Source organism: Micromonospora sp. CNZ303 (genome assembly GCF_004345505.1).
The window spans coordinates 43,507-62,212 of record NZ_SLVT01000020.1 but is presented as its reverse complement, the minus strand read 5'-3'; the positions used below and the strand labels follow the sequence as shown (position 1 = coordinate 62,212).

Genomic DNA, 18,706 nt, shown 5'->3' with positions numbered 1-18,706 from the left:
ACCCCTCCATCGAAAGGCAGGCACATGCGGCACAGGTACCTGAGCGCGGCGCTCGCCCTGGCCCTGGTCGGCGGACTCACCGCCGGCTGCGGCTCGGACTCCGCCGGCTCCGCCAACGAGATCAACCTGATCATGTCGAACCACCCCTGGCAGCGGGCGATCGAGCCGTTGATCGACGACTTCGAGAAGGAGTCGGGCGTCACGGTGAAGGTCCAGACGTTCGCCGAGCAGCAGATGCGCGACAAGGTGCAGCTCAACCTCCAGTCGCGCAGTGCCTCGATGGACGTGTTCATGACCCTGCCCTCCCGCGAGGGCCCCCAGTTCGCCAAGTCCAACTACTACGAGCCGCTGGACGAGCACGTCGGCAAGGCGGGGGCGGACTACGACGTCGACGACTTTCCGGCCGCCGTACGGGCCGGCATGACCGTGAACGACAAGCTGATCGCCGCGCCGATCAACGTCGAGGGCGTGGTGTTGTACTACCGCACCGACCTGTTCGACAAGTACGGCGTCACGCCGCCGAAGACGCTCGACGAGCTGACCACCGCCGCCGAGACGATCAAGCAGAAGTCCGGCGGCAGCGTCACCCCGATCGCGTTGCGCGGGCAGTCCGCGGCGCTGCCGTTCACCTTCGGTCCGTTCCTGCACTCGCAGGGCGTGAGCTGGACCAAGCCCGACGGCACGCCCAACTTCGACGACCCGAAGGCGATCGAGGCGATCGACCGCTACGCCACCCTGGCCCGCGAGTACGGCCCGCCCGGCGTCGTGAACAACACCTTCACCCAGTCCTCGGCCCTGTTCGCCGCCGGCAACGCCGCCATGGAGCTGGAGTCGAGCAACGAGGTCAGCAGCATCATCGACCCCAAGACCTCCAAGATCGCGGACAAGATCGGCGTCCTCGACTTCCCGGCCGGCGCCGCCGGTTCCAAGACCACCGTGCTGTCCTGGGGCCTGTCGGTCTCCTCGTTCTCGAAGAACAAGGACGCGGCGTGGAAGTTCGTGCAGTGGGCCACCAGCGCGAAGACGCAGCTGGAGCTCACCAAGTCCGGCATCGCCCCGCCGCGCACCTCGGTCAGCCAGGACCCCGCCTACACCGCCACGCTGAACACCGAGACGCTCAAGCAGTGGAACGCGGCGCTGACGAAGGCGCAGACCGACGGTGACACCGAGGTCGGGCCGGTGGGTGTCGCGGCTCCCGAGATGCGCAAGGTCATCGGCGACGCGGTGGGCACCGTGATCCTCGGCCGGGCGAGCGCCGAGGAAGCGGCCAAGCAGATCCAGGACGGCCTCACCCCGCTGCTGGCGAAGAACAGCGAGTAGGAGCCTCATGAGCACCGACACGACGACGAAACGCCCGACCGGCCCCCGCCCCGCCAGCACGGCGGGGCGGGGGGCGGGGCGCCGGCCGAGAAGGACGGTGCATCCGACCGCCCGGGGGATCTGGCCCTTCGTGGTGCCGGCCGCCGTGGTCACCGCCCTGCTGGTCCTGCTGCCGATCGCGTACACCGTCTGGCTGTCGGTGACCGACCGGCAGTCCGACGGCACGAACACGGGCTTCCTCGGGTTCGACAACTACGCCCAGATGTTCGCCAGCCCGGCGTTCTACAACTCCCTGAAGGTCACGCTCTTCCTCTTCGTGGTGTGCCTCGCCGTGGAGACCGTGCTGGGACTCGCGCTGGGCTACGTGATGAGCCTGGACGTGCCGGGTCGGCGCGTCTTCCAGGGCATGATGCTCATCCCGGCGATCACCGCGTCGGTGGCGGTCGGCCTGCTCTGGCTGCTGATCATGGATCCGTCGCTGGGGGCGGCCAACGAACTGCTGGCCGTCGTCGGGATCGACCCCGTGGTCTGGCTCGGCGACCCGTCCATCGCGCCCTGGTCCATCGCGCTCGTGGACATCTGGCAGTGGACGCCGTTCATGGCACTGATCATCTCCGCCGGCATCCGGTCGTTGCCGGAGGAGCCGTTCGAGGCGGCGGCCATCGACGGGGCGAGCGGCTGGCGTACCGCGTGGAACATCGGTCTGCCCCTGCTGCGGCCGGTGCTCATCGTCGCGATGCTGCTGCGCACCGTCGACCTGGTCCGCTTCTTCGACACCATCTACATCATGACCCAGGGCGGGCCGGTCGACTCGACGAACACCCTCAACGTGTACGGCTACAACGAGGCGTTCATCAACCAGGCGCCCAGCTACGCCGCCGCCCTGCAGATCGCCCTGCTGGTGCTCGTCGTGCTGATCGCCACCGTCTTCACCCTGGTCCGAAGGAGGGCCGCGAAATGAGCGCGGGCAAGCGGCTGGTCGGCGTCTACACCGCGTACGTCCTGTTCGCCGTGGTCTTCTTCGGCCCGGTGCTGTTCATGCTCTGGTCGTCGCTGCGGCGCAACGTCGACATCACCGGCTCCCTGTTCGACGTGGCCTCGCCGCTGACGCTGGAGAACTTCACCAACCTGTTCGAGCGGTTCGAGTTCGGCCGCTACATCGTCAACAGCTTCATCGTGGCCGGCGGCTCCACCCTGCTCGGCCTGGTGCTGGGCGCACCGGCCGCGTACGTGATCGTCCGGCGGCAGCTGAACACGCTGGGCTTCGTGACGCTGCTCGCCCGGATGGCACCCGGCGTGCTGTTCGTGCTGCCGCTGTTCGTGCTCTCCATCCGCATCGACGCCCCGTCGAACACGGGGCTGAACTACGCCCTGCTCATCGTGGCGCACCTGATCGTCACGCTGCCGCTGTGCATCTGGCTGCTGATCCCGTTCTTCGAGGAGATCCCGATCAGCATCGAGGAGTCGACGCTCATCGACGGCGCCTCCACCTGGCAGCGGTTCCGCATGGTGGTGCTGCCGCTCGCCATGCCCGGCGTCTCGGTGGCACTCACGCTCAGCTTCGTCTTCTCCTGGAACTACTTCCTGTTCGCCCTGGCGCTCGCCAACGACCAGACGCTGCCGCTGACGGTCATCGCCTTCAACTTCATCGGCCAGGGATCGAACGACTTCGGCGGTCTGATGGCCGCGAGCACGCTCATCTCAGCGCCGGCCCTCCTGCTGACGATCTTCGCGCAGCGGTGGCTGGTGCGTGGAATCACCGGAGGTGCCGTCAAGTGACGACCACCAGTGTCCGTGCCCGCTTCCTGGGCGACGGACGGATCGACTTCGAGCGGGCAACCCTCGGCCCGGTCGCGGACGGGCAGGTACGCGTACGCGTCGACGTCTGCGCCCTCTGCGGCTCGGACAAGCGGCTGCTGCGGTCGGGCTCGCCCGTGGTGCCGGGGCACGAGATCGCCGGCACCGTGGTCGACGTCGGCGCGGACGTCACCGTGCCCGTCGGGACCCGCGGCATCGTCTACATCCCGGTCTTCTGCGGTACGTGCCGACGCTGCGCCGCCGGCCGCACCAACCAGTGCCTGCACCTGCGGGAGCTGATCGGCTGGCAGCGCGACGGCGGGTTCGCCGAGCACGTCGACGTGCCGGCCCGCTGCCTGCTGCCGGTGCCCGACGACGTGCCGCTGGACACGGCGGTGCTGGGTCTGGACACCGTGGGCACCGCCGCGCACGCCCTGCGCCTGTGGCAGCGCACCCAGCCCGACGGCGTCGACCGGGCGCTGGTCATCGGCGCCGGCCCGTTGGGCCTCGGGGTCGTCGCCGTGGCGGGCGCCTTCGGCGTCGGCGAGGTGGACGCCTTCGACCCGCACGAGGGTCGCCTCGCCACGGCCGTCGGCCTGGGCGCCCGGGCCGCCGGCGACCTGGCGGCGGAGAACCAGTACGACCTCGTGGTCGAGGTCAGCGGCGCCGCGGCGGCCCGGGAGACCGCGCAGCGGGTGGTCGCGCCCGGCGGCGCGGTGATCGCCCTCGGCGAGTCCGACGAGCCCTACACGATGCCCGCGACGCCCCGCTGGCGGCGCACCGACTGCTACACGGTGCGTTCCTTCTACTTCCCCACCAGCGAGGTCGAGGCGAACTGGGACCTGCTGCGCGGCCACGGCGCCGCGCTGCGGGACCGGCTGACGGTGCCGGTGACCCTCGCCGAACTGCCGGACGCCTTCGCCCGCTTCGTCGCCGGCGACTACTTCAAACCCTGCATCGTGTCGGAGGACGCCTCATGAACCAGCCGCAGCACCTGCTCATCCTCGCGGTCGACCAGCGTCCCTGGCTCACCCAGGCGCTCTACGGCCACACCGGCACCGCCACGCGCGGCCAACGCGCGGCGATCGCCGACGGCAAGCACATGGTGGTGGAGGGGCTCCTCGCGGCGCTCGCGGACGAGCCGAGGCTCGCCGCGCACGCCGGCATCCTCGTCGACGCGACGCTCGGCCCCGGTGTGGCCGAGCGGGCCCACGCCAACGGGGTGACTGTGAGCATGCCGCTCGAACGCGGCGGTTGCGAGATCTACGAGACCGAGCCGGCCGACCTCAGGTCCCACCTGGAGCACCACGGGCCCGAGCTGCCCAAGGTCCTGGTCCGCTACAACGTCGAGGGCGACGTCGACGGCAACCGCGTCCAGCGCGCCCGGCTGGCCGAGGTGTCCGCGACGGTCCGCGACACCGGTGGCCGTTTCCTGTTCGAGCTGCTCGTGCCGCCCACGCCCGCGCAGCTCGACGCCGTCGGGGGCGACCTGGGACGGTTCGAGCGGGAACTGCGTCCCGCGCTGGTGCACCGCGCGATGACCGAGCTGCTCGACGAGGTGCCGGTGGACGTCTGGAAGCTGGAGCACCTCGACCGGCAGGAGCACTACCGCACCGCGGCCCGGATCGCGGCCGGGGCCGGCGGCGAGTGCATCCTGCTCGGCGCCAACGCGCCGGCGGCGCGGGTCGAGGGGTGGCTCGCCGACGCCGCCGCCGCCGGATTCACCGGCTTCGCTATCGGGCGTAGCATCTGGTGGGACGCGCTGCGCGGGCTGCTCGCCGGGGACCTGGCCCGCCCTCAGGCGGTGGCGGCGGTCGCCGCGAACTATCGCGGATTCGCCGCCGCGTTCCTCGCCGCGGTGCCGGTCGGGCCCGAGCCGCACGAGTGAGGACACCAGTGACGCCACCTTCCCCGCCCCGGCCCCCCGCCGCGACGCTGCCGGTGCCCGCCACCGCGCCCGCGCAGGAGGCGGACCCGCACACCGGTGAGCGGGTCGGCGAGCTGCTCTACCGGACGCTGCGCGACCGGATCATCTCCGGCGAGCTGCGGCCCGGCACCCGGCTGAGCGTCCCGGCGTTGGCCGAGGAGTTCCGGGTGAGCCGCAGCCCCGTACGCGACGCGGTGATCCGCCTGGTGCAGGACGAGCTGGCGCGCGAGACCCTCAACCGCGGCGCGGTCGTCGCCCGCATCGAGGGCGAGGAGCTGGTCAGCCTCTACGAGGCCCGCGAGGCTCTGGAGTGGGCGGTGGCCCGGCTGGCGGCGCAGCGCTACAGCCCGGCGCTGCGCCGCCGCCTGCTCGCCCTGCTCACCGAGCACCGGCAGGTCGCGGCGGACGGCGACTTCGCCCGCCACATCGAGCTCGACGCCGCGTTCCACCGGGAGATCCGGCAGGCCGCGCAGAGCCCGGTGCTGACCCGGATGCTCGACGGCGTCCAGAGTCGGGTCCTGATCGCGATGCGCTCGACCAGCCTCACCGGCGGCATGGCCCAGGCCGTCGCCGACCACCAGGCCATCTTCGAGGCGCTCTGCTCGGGTGATCCCGACGCCGCGGGTGAGGCCGCCCGGGCGCACATCCGCCGACTCAAGGAGCTGCTTCGTGCCGCTTACTGACGCTCGCACGATCGCCGCCGTCCGGTGCCACGGTCCGGGCGACGTACGCGTCGAGCAGCTGCCCGCGCGTGCCCCGGGCCCCGGCGAGGTGGCCATCGAGCCCCTGGCCGTCGGGGTCTGCGGCACGGACGGCCACATCGTCGGCGGCAGCTTCCCGGCGGCCCGCCCGGTCGTGCTGGGCCACGAGGTCTGCGGACGGGTGCGGGAGGTCGGCCCCCGGGTCGACCGGCTCGCGCCCGGCGACCTCGTGACCGTCGAGCCCCACGACTACTGCACCGCCTGCGCGTACTGCCGACTGGGGCAGGAGCACCTCTGCGACGCCAAGCGCGGCTACGGCGTACGCCTCGACGGCGGGATGACCGAACGCATGGTGGTGCCGGCACGGATCGCCTACCGGCTGCCCCCGGACACCCCACCGTGGATCGGCGCCCTCACCGAGCCGCTCGCGTGCTGCATCCACGGCATGGACCAGCTCGCGCCCCGCTCCGGCCTGCCCGTGCTCGTCTACGGCGCCGGCCCGGCGGGCGCGATGATGGTGGCGCTGGCCCGCTCCCGAGGGCTCGCCCCGGTCGTCGTCATGGATCCCCGCCCGGACCGCCGCGACCTCGCGCTGCGGATGGGAGCCGACGCCGCCCTCGATCCGACCGACCCGGCCAGCGAGGCGGCGGCCCGGGACATGACCGACGGCCTGGGCTTCCCGTACGTGGTCGACGCCGTCGGCTCGGCGCGCCTGCTGGAGTCCGCGATCGGCATGGCCAGCCGCGGCGGCCGGATCCTGGTCTTCGGTGTCGCCCGGCCGGACGAGGAGGCCCGGGTACGCCCCAACGAGGTCTTCGCGCGTGAGCTGACCATCGTGGGGGCGGTCATCAACCCGTACACCCATCACCGGGCTGTGGGCATGCTGCCGACGCTCGGTCTGGACCGGCTGCGGCCGGCGTTCTTCCCGCTGGAGAAGGTCTCGCAGGCGCTCGACGCCCAGGCCGTCGGCCAGGCCGACAAGGTCTTCGTCGCCCCGCAGGGCGTCGACGCCGCCCGCCGGTGACCAGGCGGAAGCGGGCGGGTCCATCCGTGCGGCGTCACCGGGGCCGGCCCCCGGTGACGCCGCACGGCGGTGCCGACTTTTGACCGTCCGGACGAAAGTTCAGACGATCTCGCACAAACATCTAGACATTTAGATTTAAGAATCATAGTGTTGCCCTCACCAGGCAGCGGCGTGCCAGGCCAACCATCAGGACATGACAACGATGTCCGTTCGATGTCCGGGCCCGCCGCTGAGCCCGAGCGCCGCGCGACGACGTACGTCGTTGTCCCGCTCCCCTGGAGGAGAAGAATGCTCGGATCGTCCCGACGAGCACGCGTGCCCCTCGCAAGCGCCTTCACCGCTGTCGTCGCCCTCGCCGGCCTGTGGCTGTCCCCGCCGAGCGCGGGTGCGGCTCCGCCGCCGCAGGAGCCCGGTGTCACCCTGCGCGTCTTCGACCTGCAGGTGCCGCTCAACAACCTCTGCACCCTGAAGGCCGGCCAGACACCGAACGTCGACAAGCTCATGCCGACGGTCGACTGGACGAGCGCGGCCGACTTCGGCATCGAGGACCACTTCCTGGTCCACGTCCTCGGCAACGTCAACATCACCCAGGCCGGCAGCTACACCTTCCGGCTCATCAGCGACGACGGCTCCCGCCTGCTGATCGACGACACGCTGATCGTCGACCACGACGGCGCGCACGGCCCGGAACCGAAGGACGGCGCCGTCGACCTGACCACCGGATACCACTCCCTGCGCATCGAGCACTTCGAGCGTACGGGCGGCCAGCAGCTCACGTTGCAGTGGCGGACGCCGGGCTCCAGCACGTTCGTGACCGTCCCCACCTCGGCGCTGAGCACCGACGCCGGCGTCGTCCGGGTGACCGCGCCCGGCCGCAAGGAGTGCGAGGCCAGCGGCGACTCCCCCGGCGACGGGCTGCCGCTGACGTCGGTGCACCCGAACTACACCCTGACCAACCTGCGCCCGAGCGGCTTCCAGCCGCAGGTCACCGGGTTCGACTGGTTCCCCGACGGCCGGCTGGCCGTGGCCACCTGGGGCGGTTCCCTGACCACCGTGGGCGAGGTGTGGATCCTCGGCAACGTCACCGGCAGCACCAGCCCCGGCCAGGTGACCCGGCAGCGGGTGGCGACGGGGCTCCAGGAGCCGATGGGGCTCAAGATCGTCGACGGGAAGATCTACGTCTCGGAGAAGGCGAAGCTCACCGAGCTCAACGACACCAACGGCGACGGGGTGACCGACCAGTACCGCACGGTGGCCACCTGGCCGTTCGGCAGCAACTTCCACGAGTTCGGGTTCGGCCTGCTCTACCGGGACGGCTACTTCTACCTGAACCTCTCGGTCTCCATCAACTACGGCGGCGCCACGACCGACCCGCAGCCGGCCCCGAACCGGGGCACCACCATCAGGGTGAACCGGAGCACCGGCGCGATCGACTACGTGGCCGGCGGCCTGCGCACCCCGCACGGCATCGGCTGGGGTCCCGAGGGCGGCATCTTCGTCACCGACAACCAGGGCGGCTGGCTGCCGTCGTCGAAGCTCGTGCACGTCAAGCAGGGCCGCTTCTTCAACCACTACATGAACCCGGCCGGCCCGTTCGACAACAACCCGGTCACCCCGCCGGTCCTCTGGCTGCCGCAGAACGAGATCGGCAACTCGCCGAGCACCCCCGTCATGCTCAACCAGGGCCCGTTCGCGGGGCAGATGCTCATCGGCGACGTGACCTACGGCGGGCTCCAGCGCGCGTACCTGGAGAAGGTCAACGGCGAGTACCAGGGCGCGCTGTTCCGGATGACCCAGGGCCTGGAGGCGGGGGTGTCCGAGGTGTCCGTCGGGCCCGACGGCGCCATCTACACCGGCGGCCTGCACGGCGGCGGCAACTGGGGGCAGGAGGGCAAGCTCAGCTACGGCCTGCAGAAGATCAGCCCCAACGGGGGCAACAACTTCGACATGCTCGCGATGCGGGCCACCCCCAACGGCTTCCAGATCGAGTACACCCAGCCCCTGTCGGCGACGACCGCCACCGCGCTGGCCAGCAAGTACCGGGTCAAGCAGTGGCGCTACGTGGCGACGGCCGCGTACGGCGGGCCGAAGATCGACGAGGAGACCCTGTCGGTCTCCTCGGCCACCCTGTCGGCCGACGGGAAGACCGTCACGTTGGCGATCAACGGCCTCAAGCCCGGCCGGGTCGTGCACGTCCGCTCACCCCGGCCGTTCTCGGCCAGCAACGGGCAGTCGCTCTGGAGCACCGAGGTGTGGTACACGCTCAACGCCATCCCCGGTCAGCAGCCGCCCGTCAACCTCGCGCTCGGCAGGGCGGCGACCGCCGACAGCTCGTGCTCGCCCACCGAGGGCCCGGCCAGGGCCGTCAACGGGACGACCACCAGCGGCAACCTCGACAAGTGGTGTTCGACGGGCACGAACAAGTGGCTCCAGGTCGACCTGGGCGCCACCCAGAGCCTGAACCGCTTCGTCGTACGCCACGCGGGCGCCGGCGGCGAGAACACCGCCTGGAACACCCGCGACTTCACCATCCAGACCAGCACCAACAGCACCACCTGGACGACCGCGACAACCGTCACCGCCAACACGGCCAACACCACCACCCACGACATCTCGCCCACCCAGGCCAGATACGTCCGGCTCAACGTCACCAAGGCCACCAGCACCACGGACAACGCGGCCCGGATCTACGAGTTCGAGGCCTACGGCGGGCAGACCGCCGCGACCGGGAACCTCGCGCTGGGCAGGGCGGCGACGGCCGACAGTTCCTGCTCGGCCACCGAGGGCCCGGCCAGGGCCGTGAACGGCAGCGTGTCCGGTGGGAACAGTGACAAGTGGTGTTCGACCGGCACCACCAAGTGGCTCCAGGTCGACCTGGGCACCACCCGCAGCGTGAACCGCTTCGTCGTACGCCACGCCGGTGCCGGCGGCGAGAACACCGCCTGGAACACCCGCGACTTCACCATCCAGACCAGCACCAACGGCACCTCGTGGACGACCACGACGAACGTCACCGCCAACACCGCCAACACCACCACCCACGACATCTCCCCCACCCAGGCCAGATACGTCCGACTGAACATCACCAAGGCCACCAACACCACGGACAACGCGGCCCGGATCTACGAGTTCGAGGCCCACGGCCCCGCGGGCGACACCGGCCGTGTCACGCTCCTCGACGGGTCCCACCTCGACAACTTCGAGAGCGTCAACGGCACCCCGGCCACGTGGCCGCTGGCCAAGGGCGGGGTGGAGGTCCTCGGCGGCGACATCCGCAGCCGGCGCGCCTTCGGTGACTTCCGGCTGCACGTCGAGTTCTGGCTGCCCAACCTTCCGCCGGACGTCACCGGCCAGGCCCGCGCCAACAGCGGCATCTACCTCCAGGACCGCTACGAGCTCCAGGTCCTGGACTCCTTCGGCGACACCACCCCGGCCAACGACGAGGGCGGCGCCATCTACGGAAAGATCGCGCCGTCGGTCAACGCGGCCAGCGCACCGGAGACGTGGCAGACCTACGACGTCACCTTCCGGGCGGCCCGCTTCGACAGCGCCGGGGTCAAGACGGAGAACGCCCGGGTCACGGTCGTGTGGAACGGCGTCACCGTCCACGACAACGCGGTGATCAACGGGCCCACGGGCAACGGCGCCCCGGAGGGACCCTCGGTGGGGCCGATCCGGCTGCAGGACCACGGCGACCCGGGCCTCAACGTCCACTACCGCAACATCTGGGTCGAGCCGACCAGCTGACCGTACGCCCGGGGCAGGGCGACCGCGCGGGTCGCCCTGCCCCGGACCCCGTCCCGCGCAGGCCTGAAGAATCCCCGTCCGTCGCACGGGCCCGTCCCCGCGCCCGCGCGACCCGTCCACATCGGAGACGGCATGACACGTCGCGCCCGCATCCGCACCCTGCCGCTGGCTGCCGCCCTCACCCTGCTGGCCGCCCTGCTCACGCCGGTGTCCCCGGCCCGGGCGGCGCCCGCGAAGACGCCCCCGCTGACCACGCCGTGGACCAGCCAGGCCCTCACGGGCACGCCCCTGCCGGAGTACCCCCGGCCGCAGATGACCCGGCCCGACTGGCTCAACCTCAACGGCGAGTGGCAACTGCGCCAGTCCGCCACCGACGACGCCCCGCAGTTCGGCACGAACCTCCCCGAGCGGGTGAACGTGCCCTTCCCGGTGGAGAGCGCCCTGTCCGGCGTGCGGCGCGCCGCGAACGACAACCGCCACTACCTGTTCTACCGACGCACCTTCACCGTGCCGACCGACTGGTCCGGCCGCCGGACCCTGCTGCACTTCGGAGCGGTCGACTGGCAGAGCACCGTGTGGGTCAACGGCGCCCAGGTCGGCGGGCACACCGGGGGCTACGACGCCTTCACGTTCGACGTCACGCCACACCTCAACGGCGGCACGAACGAGATCGTGGTCAAGGTGTGGGATCCCACGGACAGCCGGCAGAACGGCAGCCTGCCCCCGATCGGCAAGCAGACCAGGACCCCGGGTGGGATCTTCTACACCCCCAGCTCCGGCATCTGGCAGACCGTCTGGTTGGAACCGGTGCCGACCGCGTCGATCAGCACCGTCGACGTCTATCCGAACCTGTCCACCAACACGCTACGGGTGCGGGTGTCCACCCGGGGCAACGTCACCGGTCACAGCGTGCTGGCCGAGGCGCTGAACGGGAGCACGCTGGTCGGCTCGGCCACCGGTGGCTTCACCGACTTCAGCGTGCCGGTGCCGAACGCCCGCCGGTGGTCCCCCGACGATCCGTTCCTCTACGGCCTACGGGTGACGCTGCGCGACCCGGGCGGCGCCCAGGCGGACCGGACGACGCACTACTTCGGCATGCGGGAGATCACCACCGGGATGGTCGGCGGGGTGCTGCGCCCGAAGCTCAACGGCCAGTTCGTGTTCCAGGCCGGCACTCTCGACCAGGGGTACTGGCCGGACGGGCTCCACACCGCCCCCACCGACGCGGCACTCGCCTTCGACCTGCAGAAACACAAGGACCTCGGGTTCAACATGGTCCGCAAGCACATCAAGGTCGAACCGCAGCGGTGGTTCTACCACGCCGACCGCCTCGGCCTGCTGGTGTGGCAGGACGTCCCCTCGATGACCGCGCAGGACATCAACGCCGACAACGCCCAGCAGGCACAGTTCGAGGCCGAGGCGAGGGAGATCGTCGACGAACACCGCAGCTCCCCCTCGGTGGTCGCCTACACCGTCTACAACGAGGGGTGGGGCGAACGCGCGCTCGCCGACACCCGGCGGGTCGGCCAGAACGTGAAGAACCAGGACCCGACCCGGCTGGTGAACGTGCACAGCGGCCACAACTGCTGCCAGTCCCTCGGCGACCCGGGTAACGGGGACATCGACGACTGGCACATGTACCTCGGCCCCGCCTCGCCGAGCCCGTCGGCCTCCCGGGTCGCCGTACTCGGTGAGTTCGGCGGCCTGGGCCTGCGGACGCCGGGGCACGAGTACAGCCCCAACGGCAGCTTCTTCGCCTACGAGTGGCAGCCGAACTCCACCGCCCTCACCGACCGGTACGTCGGGCTGGTGCAGGGCACCCGGAACCTGATGCTCGGCAAGGGCCTCAGCGCCTCGGTCTACACCGAGATCACCGACGTCGAAGGCGAGCTGAACGGCTTCCTCACCTACGACCGTCGGATCGTCAAGATGGTCGAGTCCCGGGTCCGGGCGGCCAACCAGGCGCTCATCGACGCGTCCAGGTCGCTCGGCGGCAACCAACCGGTCGCACTGCCGCTGAACACGCGACGGTCGTTGCAGGTGACCACGCCCGGACACACGCAGCGGTACCTGCGGCACCAGGACAGCCTCGCCTACACCGAGGTCGTCGACCCGGGCAGCACGGCGTTGCTCAAGAACGACGCCACCTACACGATCCGGGCGGGGCTGGCCGACGCCACCTGCTACTCCTTCGAGTCGGTCAACTTCCCGGGGCAGTACCTCCGGCACGCCGCGTCCCGGGTCCGCAACTCGCCGAACGACGGCTCGGCGCTGATGCGCGCCGACGCCACCTGGTGCGCCCGCACGGGGCTGACCGGCGGCGGGGTCTCCCTGGAGTCGTACAACTTCCGGGGCTCGTTCCTGCGCCACTTCAACTCGGAGGTGTGGCTCAGCAACGGCGCCGGCGGCGCGGCGTACGACACGCCCACCCTCTGGAGCGCGGACAGCACCTGGAACGTCGCCGCGCCCTGGGCGCCGTGAGGACCGGACGGCGAGCCGGCGCCCAGGTCGGTCAGCCGTTCAGTCCCGCCACCGCGGCCCCGACCGCCGCGTCGAGCAGCCGCTCGTCCAAGGGCTCCGCGAAGGCGCTGGCGTAGACGGTCACCAGGTTGTGCCCCGCCCGGACGATGACGAAAGCCGACTGCCCGGTGATCCGGGCCCGCCCGCTGCCCGCGCTGAGCCGGTAGTCCACCCGCCAGGACTGCTCGCCCAGCGCGGGTGGCGGCTGCGCGTCGACCGCGAACCGCACCGCCGAGCCGCCCGCGCCCCCGGCCGTGAAGCGGGGGCAGGCTCGGCGCGCCGACTCCGCCTCGGCGAGCACCGAGGCGGGCACCGGATCGGCGTGCGACCTGATCTCGATCACCAGCTCGGTCGACGCGGTGGCGGTGGGCCCGGGCACCGTGGCGTATCGGGCCCGCTCCCGGACCCGTTCGACCGCGCCGAGCCGGTCCAGGTAGGAGTCCTCCGCCAGGGGCCGGCAGGCCGGCGGGTCGATCCGGGAGCCGCCCGCATCCCGGTCGGGCCGGACCCGCCAGCCCCGTGGCAGCACTGCCCTGACCGCACCCGCCGCCCGGCGGGCCTCCGCGCGGGTGAGCGGCCGACCGGGGTCGGGTCGCCCCACAACGGACCGCGTGGGTCCGGGGGTGGCGTCGGGCACCGGCGGGACGCCCGGAGGGGTCGACGGCGCCGTGGCGCGGGACGGCTCCGCCAGCGGAAGCGGGGCGTACGCCCCGGGGATCCCCGGGCCGAGCACCGCCACCGCGAGCAGGGCCGCCAGCACCGCGACCGCCGCGACGGGCGCCCTGGCGCGGGCCGGCCAGGACGGGGGCGGCCCGGCCACGGCCGGCCGGCACAGCAGGAACGGCAGGGTGAACGCGACGAGGTAGCCCAGCCACACCAGCGGGGCCAGCAGGTGGGCCTCGACGGTGTCCCACCCGTCCGCCCGTCCGGTCACCAGGGCGTGCAGGTACTGCAACAGCGCCGCCGCCGCGCCGGCCGCCCAGCCCGCGGTCAGCGCCCGGCCGACGCCGGCACGACGGCCCACCGCGAGCACCACCAGGACCGCCCAGCCGGTGAGCGCGCAGAGCAGCCAGCGCTGTTGGGCCTGCCGGCCCGCCTCGGCCAGGGTGTCCGGCGGGGACAGTTCGGTCCGTAACACGGCGGTGCCCGCACCGACCAGCACGGCGGTCAGGACCGCCGCCACGACCCCCCGGTCCCACCGGCGCGGCGGGCGCCGGTGCCCCTCCCCGGCCCCGCGCAGCAGCAGGCCGACCAGCGCCGGGACCAGCAGCGCGAGCAGCGGCCAACCGCTGCGGGGCAGCGCGAAGACCAGCCAGGCGCGGGCCACGTGGCCGTCGGTCGCCACGGACGCCACCGCCGGCAACGGCCAGAGGACCGCGACACCGGCGGCCGCCGCGACCAGGTACGTGGCCGAGCGCCAGCCGACCGACCCGGGACGGGAGGCGACGACCAGTCGCGCCAACAGCACGCAGAGCCCGGCCACCGACGCGGCCAGGGGCCCCGCCAGCGCGGCGACGATCATCGCGACCGGCACGTCCGCCCGGGCCGGCACGCCCGAGCTGCCCGGAACCGGCAGCACGGTGGCGACGAACGCCGTCGCCGCGAACCCGACGGCCACGCCGACGACGGGCCGCCACCAGCCGCCCGCTCCCGCGGCAGCCCGGCGGAACAGCACCGGCAGCAGCCCGAGGTTCAGCAGGACGGCGCCGACACCGACCGCGACGGGCGGGCCGACGGTCGCGTACGCGGTCAGGAAGAGGTCGCGTACGAGGGCGTCGGCGGAGCCCATCGCCAGCATCGCGACCGCGCCGACCGCCAGCCCGTGGGTCAGGCCGCCCGGCGGGTCCGCCGGCCGACTCAGCGCCGCCGCCCGGGCGGCGGGATCCGGATGTCGGGCGAGCAGCCGACCCCGTCGCGTGGTGCCCACGGTCCTGGCGCGGAGCAACGCGGCCAGGTGCCCGGCGTGGCCGGCGTCGGCGGCGTACCGGTCGGCTTCCCGCTCACGTCGCCGCAACAGTCCGGCCGCCAGCAGCGCGGTCGACACCGCGACGACCGTCGCCCGGCCGAGCGCCGTCAGGTAGGTCGGGTTCAGCCCGAAGAGGGCCACCTCGAGCAGGCCGGCGGCGAGCACCGCGGGCACCGGCAGCCAGATCAGGCCACGGACGGCCGACGCCCAGGCCACGTCCCGGGCGAGGACGTGCGCGAGTTCGTGCGCGACCACGGGGTCGAACCGCGCCGGGTCGGCGTGGGCCACCGCGACGGCCGCCGGGAGCACCACCGTCGGCCGGCCGACCACACCGCCGGTGGTGTACGCCTGCCGTACGGGCGGGGCGGCCACGACCAGCCGGGGCCGGTGACGCGCCGCCAGCCCGCTGCGGTCGCAGAGGTCGACGAAGCGTTCCTGCGCGCCCGGCACGGTGAGCCGGCGGCGAAGCCGACGCCGGTCGGCCAGCGGCAGCACCAGGACGAGCGCCCCCGCCGCGCCCAGCGCGATCCCCGCCCCGGCGAGCATGACCAGTCCACGTCGACCGAACTGCCCGGCCAGGCAGCGGTCGCGGGCGGCCGACTGTTCCGCGGCCTCCGTCGGATGGGCGCGGGTGCAGACGTCGACGGTGGCCGCCCAGGGTCGGGAGAGCGAGCGGTCGGCGAGGAAGTAGAGGCCGCCGGCGCTGATCCCGACGCTGACCAGGGACGCCAGCACGAGTGCGTAGAGCCAGCCGAGCCGGTCCGGCGGGACGGGTGGGCCGGCTCCGGGACCTCGGTCGCCGCCGACCGTGCGGTCCGGGGCCGTACCACCGTCGTGGTGGGCCCCGCCGGCACCGGGCCCCGTCATGCGTCCGGCGGATCGACCATCGCGCCGACCGCGGCGTCGGCGAGCAGTTCCGCCCGGCCGGCGTCCAGGCCCAGCGCCACCGCGTGCCGGTGGCACGCCTCCCGCAGTCGACGCACCTGTTCGGGGTCCAGCCCCGGTCGGGCGTCGGGCGGGGCGGGCAGCTCGCGGCGGCGGCGACGCAGCAGGCCGGCCCGGACGGTCGCGGCGCCTATCACCAGCACCTCGCCCACGGCGGCGGCCACCACCTGGAGCGCGAGCTCGGTGACCAGGGTGACGTCGATGCCGAAGCCGACCCCACCCTGCGGGACGGACCAGCTCACGCGGCCCTTCGACAGCTGCCGTCGCCAGTCGGCGGCGACCTCGTCGAAGACCGGTAGTTCCTCGGGGGCGATGCGACGGACCGCCGCGTGGGCAGCGCCCACGACCAGATCGGCGGCGACGTTCTGCGGCTCGGTCACGATGCCATCGTGCCGCCACGGCGCCAGCCCGCAGACCCGACAGTAAGGTTTCCGGCACCAGGATCCGGTGACCCGCCACGTGCGCGGGGCCGGGCCGAGGGCGCCGTCGCGTCGGCGGGAGGCAGGATGGGCGGGTGACTGCCCCCACCCGCCCGCCGTCGGCCGTCCTGGACGCAGTGCTCGAACGGTTGACCTACGTCAACGAGGAGACCGGCTACACCGTCGCCCGGGTGGCCACCGGCCACGGCAGCGACCTGCTCACGGTGGTCGGCGCGCTGCTGGGGGCCCAGCCGGGGGAAAGCCTGCGCCTGTCCGGTCGGTGGTCGTCGCACCCGCAGTACGGCCGGCAGTTCGAGGTGCACTCGTACACCACCGTCCTACCGGCCACGATCCAGGGCATCCGCCGTTACCTGGGTTCCGGGCTGGTCAAGGGCATCGGTCCGGTGTTCGCCGAGCGGATCGTCGCCCACTTCGGCCTCGACACCCTCCGCGTGATCGAGGAGGAGCCCGCCCGGCTGGTCGAGGTGCCCGGCCTGGGACCGAAGCGCACCGCGAAGATCACCGCGGCGTGGGAGGAGCAGAAGGCCATCAAGGAGGTGATGGTCTTCCTCCAGGGCGTCGGCGTGTCCACCTCCCTGGCCGTGCGGATCTTCAAGCAGTACGGCGACGCCTCCATCACGGTGGTCAGGAACGAGCCGTACCGGCTGGCGGCCGACGTGTGGGGCATCGGCTTCAGGACCGCCGACACCATCGCCCAGGCCGTCGGGATCCCCCACGACAGCCCCCAGCGGGTCAAGGCCGGCCTGCAGTACACGCTCTCCGAGGCCACCGACAACGGGCACTGCTACCTGCCCGACGGTCAGTTGGTCGCCGACGCCACCAAGATCCTCGACGTGCCCGCCGACCTTGTCACCACCTGCCTGGACGGGCTCGTCGACGAGGAGGGGGTGGTCCGCGAGACGCTTCCCGGGCCGGACGGCCAGCCGACGGCGGCGGTCTACCTGGTGCCGTTCCACCGCGCCGAGCAGTCCCTCGCCGGATCCCTGCTGCGGCTGCTGCGCGACCGCGCCGACCGGCTTCCCCACTTCACCGGCGTCGACTGGGGCCGGGCGCTGGCCTGGTTGAAGGCCCGCACCGGCACCGACCTCGCCCCCGAACAGGAACAGGCCGTCCGCCTCGCCCTCACCTCCAGGGTCGCCGTGCTGACCGGTGGCCCCGGCTGCGGCAAGAGCTTCACCGTACGCTCGATCGTCGAACTCGCCGCCGCGAAGAAGGCCAAGGTCACCCTCGTCGCGCCGACGGGCCGCGCCGCCAAGCGGCTGTCGGAGCTGACCGGGCACCCGGCGGCCACCGTGCACCGGCTGTTGCAGCTGCGCCCCGGCGGGGAGGCCAGCCACGACCGGGACAACCCCCTCGACGTCGATCTCCTCGTCGTCGACGAGGCCTCCATGCTCGACCTGATCCTGGCCAACAAGCTCGTCAAGGCCGTCCCGCCCGGCGCGCACCTGCTGCTCGTCGGCGACGTCGACCAGCTCCCCTCCGTCGGCGCCGGCGAGGTCCTGCGGGACCTGCTCGCCGCCCCGGCCGTTCCCCGGGTCCGGCTGACGCAGGTCTTCCGCCAGGCCGCGGAGTCCGGGGTCGTCACCAACGCCCACCGCATCAACGCCGGCAGGCCGCCCCTGCTCCAGGGCCTCAGCGACTTCTTCCTCTTCGCCAGCGACGACACCGACGCCACCGCCGCCCTGACCGTCGACGTCGCCTGCGCCCGGATCCCCGCCCGCTTCGGCCTCGACCCGCGCCGCGACGTCCAGGTCCTCACCCCCATGCACCGCGGCCCGGCCGGCGCGGCGGCCCTGAACACGCTGCTCCAGCAGCGGCTCACCCCGGCACGTGAGGGGCAACCCGAGCGCCGCCTGGGCGGACGGGTGTTCCGCGTCGGCGACAAGGTCACCCAGATCCGCAACAACTACGACAAGGGCCAGGCCGGCGTCTTCAACGGCACCGTCGGCATCGTCACCGCTCTGAGCACGGACGAGCAGACCCTGACGGTACGCACCGACGAGGACGAGAGCATCGACTACGACTTCGACGAACTCGACGAGCTGGCCCACGCGTACGCCATGACGATCCACCGCTCGCAGGGCTCCGAGTATCCCGCCGTGGTCATCCCGCTGACCACCAGCGCCTGGATGATGCTGCAACGCAACCTGCTCTACACCGCCGTCACCCGCGCCAAGAAGCTCGTCGTCCTGGTCGGTTCCCGCCGCGCCCTCGCCGCCGCCGTCCGTACCGTCGGGGCCGGGCGTCGCCACACCGCCCTCGACCACCGCCTCGCCTGAGCGCCGCGCGGCTGCCGCACGCCGGACCGGGGCCGCCGCT

General features: G+C 72.5%; 12 protein-coding genes. 10 read left to right on the top strand and 2 right to left on the bottom strand.

Annotated elements, in window-relative coordinates; translation table 11 throughout:
• Positions 1-24 precede the first annotated feature (24 nt).
• The 9 genes from EV374_RS26160 (at position 25) to EV374_RS26120 (ending at position 12,997) form a co-directional block, all read left to right on the top strand.
• Positions 25-1,320 (top strand): ABC transporter substrate-binding protein, encoded by a 1,296-nt coding sequence (locus tag EV374_RS26160; RefSeq protein WP_132239814.1) that lies wholly within the window; start codon positions 25-27, stop codon positions 1,318-1,320.
• Between the two features lie 97 nt (positions 1,321-1,417).
• On the top strand, positions 1,418-2,281 hold the full coding sequence (locus EV374_RS26155; RefSeq protein WP_165947917.1) for a carbohydrate ABC transporter permease: 864 nt from the start codon (positions 1,418-1,420) through the stop codon (positions 2,279-2,281).
• A complete protein-coding gene (locus tag EV374_RS26150; RefSeq protein WP_132239812.1) occupies positions 2,278-3,099 on the top strand; it encodes a carbohydrate ABC transporter permease in 822 nt (273 codons plus the stop codon). The genes EV374_RS26155 and EV374_RS26150 overlap by 4 nt, the downstream gene beginning before the upstream one ends.
• Positions 3,096-4,097, top strand: a complete 1,002-nt coding sequence (locus tag EV374_RS26145) for an alcohol dehydrogenase catalytic domain-containing protein (RefSeq protein ID WP_165947916.1) — start codon at positions 3,096-3,098, stop codon at positions 4,095-4,097. The genes EV374_RS26150 and EV374_RS26145 overlap by 4 nt, the downstream gene beginning before the upstream one ends.
• Positions 4,094-5,005, top strand: a complete 912-nt coding sequence (locus EV374_RS26140) for a 2-deoxy-5-keto-D-gluconate 6-phosphate aldolase domain-containing protein (protein ID WP_165947913.1) — start codon at positions 4,094-4,096, stop codon at positions 5,003-5,005. The genes EV374_RS26145 and EV374_RS26140 overlap by 4 nt, the downstream gene beginning before the upstream one ends.
• An 8-nt stretch (positions 5,006-5,013) precedes the next feature.
• Complete coding sequence (locus EV374_RS26135) at positions 5,014-5,727, top strand: GntR family transcriptional regulator (protein WP_132239810.1); 714 nt, start codon at positions 5,014-5,016, stop codon at positions 5,725-5,727.
• On the top strand, positions 5,714-6,769 hold the full coding sequence (locus EV374_RS26130; protein ID WP_165947915.1) for an alcohol dehydrogenase catalytic domain-containing protein: 1,056 nt from the start codon (positions 5,714-5,716) through the stop codon (positions 6,767-6,769). Before EV374_RS26135 ends, EV374_RS26130 begins: the two co-directional genes overlap by 14 nt.
• Positions 6,770-7,084: 315 nt before the next feature.
• Positions 7,085-10,516 (top strand): discoidin domain-containing protein, encoded by a 3,432-nt coding sequence (locus tag EV374_RS26125; RefSeq protein ID WP_486485970.1) that lies wholly within the window; start codon positions 7,085-7,087, stop codon positions 10,514-10,516.
• A gap of 132 nt (positions 10,517-10,648) precedes the next feature.
• Complete coding sequence (locus EV374_RS26120) at positions 10,649-12,997, top strand: AbfB domain-containing protein (protein ID WP_132239807.1); 2,349 nt, start codon at positions 10,649-10,651, stop codon at positions 12,995-12,997.
• A gap of 31 nt (positions 12,998-13,028) precedes the next feature.
• On the opposite strand, the gene EV374_RS26115 is transcribed toward EV374_RS26120, so the two are convergent.
• Together EV374_RS26115 and EV374_RS26110 are read right to left on the bottom strand one after the other, a co-directional pair.
• The gene (locus tag EV374_RS26115) at positions 13,029-15,869 is read right to left on the bottom strand and encodes a M48 family metalloprotease (protein WP_132239806.1); all 2,841 of its coding nucleotides are present in this window, start codon (positions 15,867-15,869) and stop codon (positions 13,029-13,031) included.
• Positions 15,866-16,327 (bottom strand): hypothetical protein, encoded by a 462-nt coding sequence (locus EV374_RS26110; protein WP_132239805.1) that lies wholly within the window; start codon positions 16,325-16,327, stop codon positions 15,866-15,868. The genes EV374_RS26115 and EV374_RS26110 overlap by 4 nt, the downstream gene beginning before the upstream one ends.
• A gap of 134 nt (positions 16,328-16,461) precedes the next feature.
• Here EV374_RS26110 and recD2 point away from each other — a divergent pair, with 134 nt between their 5' ends.
• A complete protein-coding gene (recD2, locus tag EV374_RS26105; protein ID WP_132239804.1) occupies positions 16,462-18,666 on the top strand; it encodes an SF1B family DNA helicase RecD2 in 2,205 nt (734 codons plus the stop codon).
• Positions 18,667-18,706: the final 40 nt, after the last annotated feature.